Origin of the sequence: Ralstonia sp. NFACC01 (assembly GCF_900115545.1) — a bacterium.
In the GTDB taxonomy this organism is placed as follows: Bacteria; Pseudomonadota; Gammaproteobacteria; order Burkholderiales; family Burkholderiaceae; genus Ralstonia; species Ralstonia mojiangensis.
On sequence record NZ_FOWV01000023.1, the window covers coordinates 1 to 10,606 of the forward strand.

Annotated in this window: 10 protein-coding genes; 4 read left to right on the forward strand and 6 right to left on the reverse strand. The window is 63.4% G+C overall.

Going from position 1 to position 10,606, the window contains the following annotated elements:
- Positions 1-651 (forward strand): methyl-accepting chemotaxis protein (locus tag BM136_RS24970; RefSeq protein WP_254775755.1); only part of this gene is annotated, 651 nt, incomplete at its 5' end.
- A 7-nt stretch (positions 652-658) separates the two neighbouring features.
- Here BM136_RS24970 and BM136_RS24975 read toward each other — a convergent pair.
- A complete protein-coding gene (locus tag BM136_RS24975; protein ID WP_092977172.1) occupies positions 659-1,327 on the reverse strand; it encodes a glutathione S-transferase family protein in 669 nt (222 codons plus the stop codon).
- Between the two features lie 127 nt (positions 1,328-1,454).
- Between BM136_RS24975 and BM136_RS24980 the strand changes: the two genes are divergently transcribed.
- Entirely contained in the window at positions 1,455-2,267 is an 813-nt protein-coding gene (locus tag BM136_RS24980) for a DUF6597 domain-containing transcriptional factor (RefSeq protein ID WP_092977182.1), read from the forward strand.
- Between the two features lie 13 nt (positions 2,268-2,280).
- Here the strand turns inward: BM136_RS24980 and BM136_RS24985 are convergent, their stop codons facing one another.
- Both BM136_RS24985 and BM136_RS24990 read right to left on the reverse strand, forming a co-directional pair.
- Positions 2,281-4,038 (reverse strand): GGDEF domain-containing protein, encoded by a 1,758-nt coding sequence (locus tag BM136_RS24985; RefSeq protein ID WP_092977174.1) that lies wholly within the window; start codon positions 4,036-4,038, stop codon positions 2,281-2,283.
- Between the two features lie 379 nt (positions 4,039-4,417).
- Entirely contained in the window at positions 4,418-4,699 is a 282-nt protein-coding gene (locus BM136_RS24990) for an antibiotic biosynthesis monooxygenase family protein (RefSeq protein WP_092977224.1), read from the reverse strand.
- A 255-nt stretch (positions 4,700-4,954) separates the two neighbouring features.
- On the opposite strand from BM136_RS24990, the gene BM136_RS24995 reads away from it, so the two are divergent.
- A complete protein-coding gene (locus BM136_RS24995) occupies positions 4,955-6,004 on the forward strand; it encodes an AI-2E family transporter (protein ID WP_092977176.1) in 1,050 nt (349 codons plus the stop codon).
- Positions 6,005-6,034: 30 nt separating this feature from the next.
- Here the strand turns inward: BM136_RS24995 and BM136_RS25000 are convergent, their stop codons facing one another.
- Complete coding sequence (locus tag BM136_RS25000) at positions 6,035-7,282, reverse strand: saccharopine dehydrogenase family protein (protein WP_092977178.1); 1,248 nt, start codon at positions 7,280-7,282, stop codon at positions 6,035-6,037.
- A gap of 442 nt (positions 7,283-7,724) precedes the next feature.
- Here BM136_RS25000 and BM136_RS25005 point away from each other — a divergent pair, with 442 nt between their 5' ends.
- Positions 7,725-9,311 carry an isocitrate lyase gene (locus tag BM136_RS25005; protein ID WP_024976494.1) on the forward strand — a complete coding sequence of 529 codons (1,587 nt, stop codon included), beginning with the start codon at positions 7,725-7,727 and terminating at the stop codon, positions 9,309-9,311.
- An 88-nt stretch (positions 9,312-9,399) separates the two neighbouring features.
- On the opposite strand, the gene BM136_RS25010 is transcribed toward BM136_RS25005, so the two are convergent.
- Complete coding sequence (locus BM136_RS25010) at positions 9,400-10,341, reverse strand: LysR family transcriptional regulator (protein WP_092977180.1); 942 nt, start codon at positions 10,339-10,341, stop codon at positions 9,400-9,402.
- Between the two features lie 74 nt (positions 10,342-10,415).
- Positions 10,416-10,606: hypothetical protein (locus BM136_RS25545; RefSeq protein WP_217649378.1), on the reverse strand; the 191-nt coding region annotated here is incomplete at its 5' end.

The following is a 10,606-nucleotide window of genomic DNA, read 5'->3' on the forward strand; positions in this document are numbered from 1 at the left end:
GAAACGGCGTCGAGCATGGAAGAGCTCACGAGCATCGTGAAGCAGAACGCCGACAACGCGCGTCAGGCCAGCCAGCTTGCCGTGACGGCGTCGGACGTTGCCACGCGCGGCGGCAACGTGGTCGGCCAGGTCGTGCAGACCATGGGCGGCATCAACGAAAGCAGCAAGAAGATTGCCGACATCATCGGCGTGATCGAAAGCATTGCATTCCAGACCAACATCCTGGCGCTGAACGCTGCGGTGGAAGCCGCGCGTGCCGGCGAACAAGGCCGTGGCTTTGCGGTGGTGGCCAGCGAAGTGCGCAGCTTGGCGCAGCGCTCGGCGGGCGCGGCGAAGGAAATCAAGGCGCTGATTCACGACTCGGTGGATCGTGTGAGCAACGGCACGGCGCTGGTGGATCAGGCCGGCGTGACGATGGCGGAGATCGTCGATGCGGTGAAGCGCGTGACCGACATCATGGGCGAGATTTCGTCGGCGTCGGAAGAGCAGAGCAGCGGCATCGAGCAGGTCAACCAGGCCGTCAATCAGATGGACCAGGTGACGCAGCAGAACGCCGCGCTGGTGGAGCAGGCGGCGGCCGCTGCGGAGTCGCTGGAAGAGCAGGCCCACAACCTGAACGAGGCCGTGGGGCAGTTCCGCCTGTCGCACTGAACCGGGCTCAGGCCTGGGGAGCGGCCGCGCTGGCGGCCGCCTTGGCCTTGTCCTGTTCTTCCGCCAGCGCGAGGTCTGCTGCCCGTGCGCGCTGGACCGCAGGCCGTGCCAGGATGCGGTCGATATACGCGCGCACCACGGGCGTCTCGGGCATCAGCTTGAACATCGTGATCCAGTCCAGTGCGGCGCCCCAGAGCACGTCTGCCGCCGTGAAGCGCTCGCCGAGGAAGTAGGGCCCTTTGGCCAGCTGTGCGTTGATCGCGGCAATGACGGTGTCGAAATCGCCATAAGGCGAGGTCGAATACGCGGCTGGCGCGCGGCCCATTGAATGGTCGACGACGGCTGGCTCGAAGCACGAACCGTAGAACGCCATCCATCGCAGATACGCGCCGCGCAGCGGGTCGCCCACCGCCGGCGACAGCCCGGCCTCCGGATACAGCTCGGCCGCATACAGATACACCGCGACTTGCTCGGTGATGACCGCATCGCCATGGCGCAGTGTCGGCACTTTTCCCAGCGGATTGATCGCGAGAAACTCAGGCGTCCTGTGCTGGCCCGTGGTCAGGTCGAAGGCATGCACCTCGTAGTCGGCGCCGAGTTCTTCGAGCAGCATGCGCGCGCCCCGCGAGCGGCTGCGCGGCGAGTGGTAAAGGATCAGGTGGCGGTCTTGGGGCATCGTCGGCTCCGTGTTCGATGGAAACGGATGAGGAAAGAGCGCCACTGTAGGCGCAAGGCTTGCCTCCGTCTTGGAAAAATCCGCTGCGGCGGTGCATCATCGCGGCATTGTTTTCGCCGCCGCTTCCATGACCGATCTACGTGACGTTGCCGACAAGCCGAAGGGCGTGGTCGATCCGCTGGCGTTTCGCCAGCGCTTCCGCCTGAACCGTTATCAGCCGTGTGCCGCGTTGGCCGGCGTGCTCGATCATCACTGGATAGTCGAATGGGACTTGCGCGGCCAGCCGCCCTATACGCAGCGCACGCTGCCGTATCCGTGCGTGAACGCCGTCTTCGATCGTCGGCAGACCGCTGTCTTTGGCGTGGTGTCGGGCACGTTCGCAACCACATTGGCCGAGACGGGCCGCGTGATCGGCATGCGTTTTCGGCCTGGTGCCTTTCGCGCGTTCTTCGGCAAGCCGGTGCGTTTGCTGACCGACAAGACCATGCCGGTTTCCGAAGTGCTTGGTATTGATGATGCGCAGGCAGAAGAGATCGTGCTCAGCGCGTGTGACGACGCCGGCATGGTGTCTGCCGCAGAAACGCTGCTGCTGCGCGTGTTGCCGCCACCCGATCCGCAGGTTGAGCGCATCCACAGCATCTTGCAGTCGCTTCACCAGGACGCGGGCCTGACCCAGGTACGCGACCTGGCCGAGCGCGCCGGCATGAGCGAACGCACGCTCCAGCAATTGTTCTCTGAGTATGTGGGTGTGACACCCAAGTGGGTGATCCGCCGATACCGCTTGCATGAAGCCGCGGACCAGCTTGCCAACGGCGCGGAAGTCGATCTGGCTGAACTTGCGCAGCGGCTTGGCTACTTTGACCAGGCCCATTTCACGCGTGACTTCCGCCGCCTTGTCGGCAAGGCGCCCGCGGAGTATCGGCGCGCCAATCAGGCCTAGCGCGCCCGGCGCATCAATCCGCCGCAACCGCTACGTCTGGCGACGCAGGCGGGCGGTCTGTCATCACGCAGTTGCGTCCCGCCAGCTTGGCGGCATAGAGCAGATGGTCTGCCCGTCGCAGCAGCGGCTCCAGTTCAGGGCCATCTGATGCGGCCGCTGCCGCCACGCCAAAGCTGGCCGTCATGCGGCATGGCAGATCGGTGCCGGTGGGCACCGTCACCTCGGCAATGCGATGGCGCAGATGATCCGCCACCGCGCGCGCCTGCGCCAGGTTATCCGCCCACACCATCACCGCGAATTCTTCGCCGCCGATGCGCGCCACCATGTCGGCGGATGGGCCCGCGGCGCGGCACAGGCTTGCAACGGTGCGCAGCGCTTCATCTCCGACGGCATGGCCGTACGTATCGTTGATGCGCTTGAAGTGGTCGATGTCGAACATGATGAGCGCAACGAGCCGCGCTTTCGGCTGCGGCGATTTGCACATCGCGCTGGCCCGGTCTTCAAAGGCGCGGCGGTTGAGCAGCTGGGTGAGCGGGTCGGTCTCGGCCATGCGTGCGAGTTCCTGCATCAGGTGCGCGCGTTCCAGCTCCAGCCGGCGGCGCTCGATGCTATTGATGCGCAGCACCCGGATCGCCTCGAACATCGCGCGGATCTCGCGCCGTGCAAAGCCGGTCGGGATATGCACGCTCAAGTTGCCGCGCGCAATCCCGTCGATCAGCCGCGTGGCGTTGACAAACGGCCCCACCACGTTGCGGCGGAACGAAACCGTCATCCATGCCAGTGCGCCCAGCACCGACACCACCGCGCCTGCCGAGCCGATGAGCACCAGCAGCATCGCGCGCCGATGTTCGCGGATGTCGTTATCCGCCAGGCGCAGCACGATGTCGCGGAAATCCGTGATGGCGCGCATGGTGGGTACATAGCGCTCGGCGAATGCGGCGGGGGGGATATCGACGCCGCCGGGCTGGCTGGCTTTGGCGCGCACGGCGGCCACATAGCGCAGCCCGTCGCCGAAGTACTGTGCGCCGAGCGTGGTGACGGCGTGCTGGTTCAATGCTGATTGCGCACCCACGCGGGTCTCGATCATGCTGCGCAGTTGGTCGATGCGGCCTTGGGTGCGTTCGATGGCAAGCTGTTCTTCAAACGTGAGCATGCGGTGCATGGCCAGCGCACCGGTAAAGCGCGAACCGAGCTGGCCCGCGTATTCACGCAGATCGGCCGAGAGCCGCGCAAGCGTCAGGCAATTGAGCACGTCGGGATCGCCCCGCGTGATGTTGGCCGTGCGCGCGTTGACGATGGGCAGGAAGTCGGGGATCACCGCGATCATGCGGTTCACGCCGTCGGCCAGGTCGTTGCTGCTGCGCGAGCGCAGCGGCAGTGCGGTCAGCCGGTCGATGTTGGCGCGCGCAGCGGCCAGATGCGTTTGGGCGTGGCGCGCGGCGGTGATGTCGGCTTCACAGCCTGGGCAATGTTCGGGGCTCAGGGCGTCGAGCAATTGGGCGACGTGTTCATCGCTGGCGGCGCGCATGCGTTGCAGGGCCGCCTTGCGCTCGGCGGGCAGCGGCAAGTCTTCTCCCAGCACGCCGTTGGTCGGGCCGCGTTCGGCTGAAACCTTCTCCATGGCCAGCAACGTCATGCGCAGCGCCTGGACGCTGCGGGCGGCATCGTCGGCGCGGCCGTATGCCAGCCACGCGTAGCCCAGCAGCCAGCACGATAGCGACAACACCGGAACGAGGACGATGGCGACGCTGGCGCCAAAGCGCCTGTCCATCGACGTTTCAGAAGACATGACGAAGTGGTAGAGCGTCTTGGCGGGCGGTTGGGCAGAGCCGGGAGGCTGTTGCGAACGGGTTGCGCAGGTGCCCGCGCTCATTGCCGCGCGTAGTGCACATCTCTGGCTAACGGCAGCATCGGGGGCTTCTTTACCGTGCCATTGAACCCGCGCGGTGAGGGTGGACTGCAAACAAATGAAAAGGGTTCTTGCGGGATGTTCAGGCCGGAGCACTGAAAAGATGCCGAGGCGGTCAGGTCGTTGCCTCGGTATGGCACGAGAGGCGGGCGTCCGGGCCGCGCCGCACGCATCTCGTGCCCTAGGGAATTGAATGACGCTGGTGGGCCGCTCAGGGCCGACTGGGGCTGATTGGGGCCGATTATTTCACCGCAACCTTGGAGTGCACGACCTCCGGCGCCTTCGCGAAAAATGGCCCCACCAGCTTGCGCCATTCCTGGAAGTCGGCGGATTCGCGAAAATCGACCATATGGTCTTCTACGGTGTTCCAGCGCACGAGCAGTACGTAGCTGGTGTCGCGCTCGACGATGTGGTGCAACTCGGCGCCGTGGCAACCCTTGGCCCGCGCAAACAGCGGCAAGGCTTGCTGGACGGCGGCTTCAAAATCGCGCTGCTTGCCGGCGAGAATTTCGATGTGGGCCATTTCGAATACCACGTTGTGCTCCGTTCGGTTGATGGGGTGAGAGGACTATAGCCGGCAATCCTCGTCGCCGTAGCCCGCCCGGCATCGGGGTTGTTCGGCTGTGCGGGCGCTGGCTTTCGGCTGGCTTCGCAAGCCTATCTGCCCGGCCGGTCGCCCCTATGACAACCGCGGTTGCGCGGGCATACTCGGATTTCATTGCCTTGGCCCAGATCCTGCTCGGGCCCTTCAGACGTCACCTTCAAGCGAAAGCAATCCATGGATAGCGGAAACGGCCACCAGAAATTCTTCTCCCTCCTGCTGTTTGTCGTCACGCTCGGGCTGTGCTGGATCCTCTCGCCGTTCTTTGGCGCGGTGTTCTGGGGCGTCATCCTGGCCATCCTGTTCCAGCCCGTGCAGCGCGCGCTGGTCGCCCGGATGGACAAGCGGCGCAATCTCGCCGCGCTCACCACGCTCACCCTGATCATCCTGATCGTGATCCTGCCCGTCATCTTTGTGACGGCGACCATCGTGCAGGAAATCGGGGTTGCCTATCAGGAAATCCAGAGCGCCCAGCCGAATTACTCGCGCTACCTTTCGGAAGCGGTTCATGCGCTGCCCACATGGGTGCAGCAACTGCTTGCAAAAGCCGGGCTGACCAACATTGCCGGCATCCAGAGGAAGCTCGCCGACGGGGCTGCGCAGATCAGCCAGTTTGCCGCCGCGCAGGCGCTGAGCATCGGGCAGAACACGTTCCAGTTCGTGGTCGGTTTTGGCGTGATGCTGTACATGGTGTTCTTCCTGCTGCGCGATGGCGCCGAGATCGGCCGCCGCGTGCGCCGCGCGCTGCCGATGGACGAAGAGCACAAGCGTCTGCTGCTGACTAAGTTCACGACCGTCGTGCGGGCCACCGTGAAAGGCAACATTGCCGTTGCGCTGGTGCAGGGCGCGCTCGGCGGGCTCATCTTCTGGTTCCTCGGCATTGACGGCGTGGTGCTGTGGGGCGCACTGATGGCTTTCCTGTCACTGCTGCCCGCGATTGGCGCCAGCCTTGTGTGGATTCCGGTCGCGCTCTACTTCCTGATGGTGGGCGCGATCTGGAAATGCGTGATCCTGGTCGCCTTTTGCGGTGGCGTCATCGGCCTGGTCGACAACCTGCTGCGCCCGTTGCTGGTCGGCAAGGACACCAAGATGCCCGACTGGGTCGTGCTGATCTCGACGCTCGGCGGTATGGAGTTGTTCGGCATCACCGGTTTTGTGATCGGGCCGCTGGTCGCTGCGCTCTTCATGGCCAGCTGGGACATCTTTGCGCGCGGGCAGAACGAATGAAGCTTCGGCCCGGCGGGCAGCCCATCGCGCTCATATCCGCTCGAACCGCAGACCTGCGTGGCGGGTCAGGCGCTCGATGAATCGGTCATCAAACATCGTGGCCGGTGTCCAGAAACCGCCCGGGCGCCCCGTCTTGGTGCCGTCGTCTTTCACGTGGTCGAGCGCGAGGCTGGCGGCAGCCTGGCCCAGCATCTTGCCGGTCGAGCCATAGCCGGGGTCGCGATCCCCTGTCACCTTCACCCGCAAGGTGTTTCCTTGATCGGTGCGGCCAAAGAACCGCAGGTCATAGCGGCCTGCCAGTTGCGCCGCAGGCGTAGGGCCTTCGCCGGGTTTGGGCAACAGAAAACGCTGCATCGCCATACGAGCGGGCTTGATGACAATGCCGAGCATGAAGGCACCCAGACCGGCCACCATCGTCACGGCTTTCAAACGACCGCTCAGGCCCGCCCCGGTGATCACCGCTTCGTCGTAGGTGAATGGGTTGCCATACGCGTTGCCGGACAAGGCGTTGGAGCGGTGCACCACGCGCTCGTTGATGGCCGCCATGACAAAGGGCGCAATCCACACGTCGAAATCGGCGTCGAATGTCGCGCCCTTGATCGAGCGCTGGCGTGCCGTGAAGCCGTGGCCCTGGGGGCAGAGGGCGTAAGGGTCGGCCAGTTCCCGGCGCAAGGCGGGGTCGGCAGCGGCTTCTTGCACGACGTTGATCAGGCTGGCCACAGTGCCGCCAGATGCACTGCCCTTGAGCGTTTTGACGCGCAACTTCACCTGCGTGGCGGGCGTACCCCATTGCCGCATGGCTTGTTGCTGGAGGAAGTAGACACCCATGTCCGACGGCACCGAGTCGAAGCCGCAGCAATGCACGATGCGTGCCCCAGACTGCTGCGCTGTCGCCTCATACTTGTTGATCATGCGCTTGATCCACTGGGTCTCGCCGGTGAGGTCGCAGTAGTCTGTCCCGCTTTCGGCGCAGACCTTGATCAAGGGCTCGCCGTACAGCGCGTAGGGGCCAACCGTGGAGACCACCACGCGAGTCTGCGCGCACAGTGCCCGTAACTGAGCTTCATTCGCAGCGTCCGCCACGAGGATCGGGAGGGACTCAGCCGCCGCGCCTAGCGAACGCTTGACGTCCAGCAACTTCGCTTCCGATCGGCCGGCAATGGCCCAGCGCAGCGTTTCTCCATCGCCCGAAAAGTGTTCGGCCAGGTAGCGGGTCAGGATCTGGCCGACAAAGCTGGTGGCGCCAAACACGACAACGTCATAGGCCGGAGCGGGCATAGAGTCTTCCTTTTTGATGGGCGGATGAAGGTGCCGGGACGGCCGCCTTCTGTCGTTCAGCGGCAAACAATAGTGAAGGCGCCAAGCCAGCCAGGCAACTGGCATCGTTGGTATCGCTCGGCCCAGGCAAACACGCGTTTCCTTCGCTGCGCGCCCTCTGCACTCACAGCCCCCGGCACCTGAAAGTCCATTTCACATTACGGAATTCGCGCGGAATTTCTCTGGCATCGCCTTCCCGTTTGCTGAAAACACGTTCCGCATCGCAAAATTTGTTGCCTATCTCATTGAAAAATAAAGAAAAACTAACTCTTATGTCTTATATAAGACCTTGCTGCGACGCGTCAAAGCCGACCTACAATAAATCCACGCTGCTCGCTTCGAACTCCGGAGCTGCACACGCAACCGATTCTTCTCAAACGCGCTTTATTTCCAGGAAATTGACATGGCCCAGTATCAAGATGACATCAAGGCAGTTGCCGGTTTGAAAGAAACCTACGGCAACGCATGGAACGCGATCAACCCCGAGTACGCTGCTCGCATGCGTGCACAGAACAAGTTCAAGACGGGTCTGGACATCGCCAAGTACACCGCCAAGATCATGCGCGCGGACATGGCCGCCTACGACGCCGATCCGTCCAAGTACACGCAGTCGCTCGGTTGCTGGCACGGCTTCATCGGCCAGCAGAAGATGATTTCCATCAAGAAGCACTTCAAGAGCACCGAACGCCGCTACCTGTACCTATCGGGCTGGATGGTCGCTGCGCTGCGCTCGGAGTTCGGCCCGCTGCCGGATCAATCGATGCACGAGAAGACTTCTGTCAGCGCGCTGATCCGCGAGCTGTACACGTTCCTGCGCCAGGCCGACGCCCGTGAACTGGGGGGCCTGTTCCGCGAACTGGACGCTGCCAAAGACGCCGCTGCCAAGGCCGCCATCCAGGAAAAGATCGACAACCACGTGACCCACGTGGTGCCCATCATTGCCGACATCGACGCTGGTTTCGGCAACGCAGAAGCCACGTACCTGCTGGCCAAGCAGTTCATCGAAGCGGGCGCCTGCTGCATCCAGATCGAAAACCAGGTGTCGGACGAGAAGCAGTGCGGCCACCAGGATGGCAAGGTCACCGTGCCGCACGAGGACTTCCTGGCGAAGATCCGCGCGATCCGCTATGCGTTCCTGGAACTGGGCGTGGACGACGGCATCATCGTCGCCCGTACCGATTCGCTGGGCGCCGGCCTGACCAAGCAGATCGCCGTGACGAACACGCCGGGCGACCTGGGCGACCAGTACAACGCGTTCCTCGATTGCGAAGAACTGTCGGCCGACCAACTGGGCAACGGTGATGTCGTCATCAAGCGCGATGGCAAGCTGCTGCGTCCGAAGCGCCTGCCGAGCAACCTGTTCCAGTTCCGTGCCGGCACGGGCGAAGCGCGTTGCGTGCTGGATTGCATCACCTCGCTGCAAAACGGCGCAGACCTGCTGTGGATCGAAACCGAAAAACCGCACATCGCCCAGATTGGCGGCATGGTGAGCGAAATCCGCAAGGTCATCCCGAACGCCAAGCTGGTGTACAACAACAGCCCGTCGTTCAACTGGACGCTGAACTTCCGTCAGCAGGTGTATGACGCGATGAAGGAAGCCGGCAAGGATGTGTCGGCCTACGAGCGCGGCCAACTGATGAGCACGGAATACGACGACAGCGAACTGGCGAAGCTCGCCGACGAGAAGATCCGCACGTTCCAGGCCGATGCGTCGCGCGAAGCCGGCATCTTCCACCACCTGATCACGCTGCCGACGTATCACACCGCCGCGCTGTCGACCGACAACCTGGCCAAGGAATACTTCGGCGACCAGGGCATGCTCGGTTACGTGGCTGGCGTGCAGCGCAAGGAAATCCGCCAAGGCATCGCCTGCGTCAAGCACCAGAACATGTCGGGCTCGGACATCGGCGACGACCACAAGGAATACTTCAGCGGCGAAGCAGCGCTGAAGGCTGCGGGTAAGGACAACACGATGAACCAGTTCCACTGATTCATTGATCGACTGATTCGGTCATACCCCAAGCAAAACGCCAACCCATCGCGGGTTGGCGTTTTTTTTTGGCCGTGAGACGGCCTGGTCAGTGAGCACCGTCCTTCGGCCAGACCACATCGGCTTTCCACGATTCCGACGCAATGAATTGCTTGAGCCTGTCTTGCAGCATGGCGGTCCACGCCGCCGCGAAGCGGGAAGGAGGATTCTCGCGCAACGTCGTGATCGCCACGCTCGAACGGATGCCAGGGCGGCCGATGCGATGCGCCACGAGTTCACCACGCGCAATCTCCTCCTTGATCGCGATGTAGGTGAGGATCGAATAGCCGGCACCGGATTTCACCAATTGCTTCGTCAGCGACACGCTGTCGACCTCCAGGGCGATGCGCAGGCGCACACCGTGCTGGATCGCCGCCTGTTCGACCAGGCGCCGGTTGCTGTGCGGCAGGCCGGGCAAGATCAGCGGAAGGGTCGCCAAGTCCCGGATCTGGTATTCGCGCTTATCAGCCTCTGAGCCGGGCGGTCCCACGAGGATCATGGGCTCGCTGAACAAAGGGCGCACGTGGAACGCATCCAGCGGTGGCTGGTTGTAGACGACGGCAAGGTCAACGCGCCGGTCCAGCACCCACTCCTGCAGCGAGCTGCTCAGGCCTTCTCGCACGTGCAGTGACACCCGCGGCCACTGCGCCCGAAAGTCCTGGACGAGATCGGCGCCGATCAGCGCGCCCATGGTCGGCGGCAGGCCAACGGCCAGATGCCCGCGCTCCTCGTCGGCGCTGGCACGTACGTCTTCGCTGGTTTCGCTGAGCAGGTGCGTGATCATTTCAGCGCGCTCCAGCAGACGCGAGCCCGCCGAGGTGAGCCGGACGCCCCGGCCATGCCGAACCAGCAGCGGCACGCCAATCTCGGCCTCCAGTTTTGCAATCTGCCGGCTCAGCGCCGGTTGCGCGATGTACAGCTCGGCGGCTGCACGGCTGAAACTGCCGGCACGCGCCACGCGAATGAAGCTCTTGAGTTCTCGGATGTCCATGCTTGCGTTGAGATATGCCGTGTCAGCATAGGTTTGTATGTTCACATGGTCTTTGTCAAGAAAAGACCGTCAATCTATGCTTTCCACAAATAACAAATCACCAAACGCGTAGCGGAGACGGCGTTCACGCCCCCCCAGCGACGACCGCCTTTCAAGTAAGACAAGTCCAGCACCCAGGTGCCGCCTGGTAGCGGCATAGCGCTGAATGACTGGACGCAGGAGACACCATGAAACATCTGAAGAAGCTGCATGTGCAGGTCTTGAT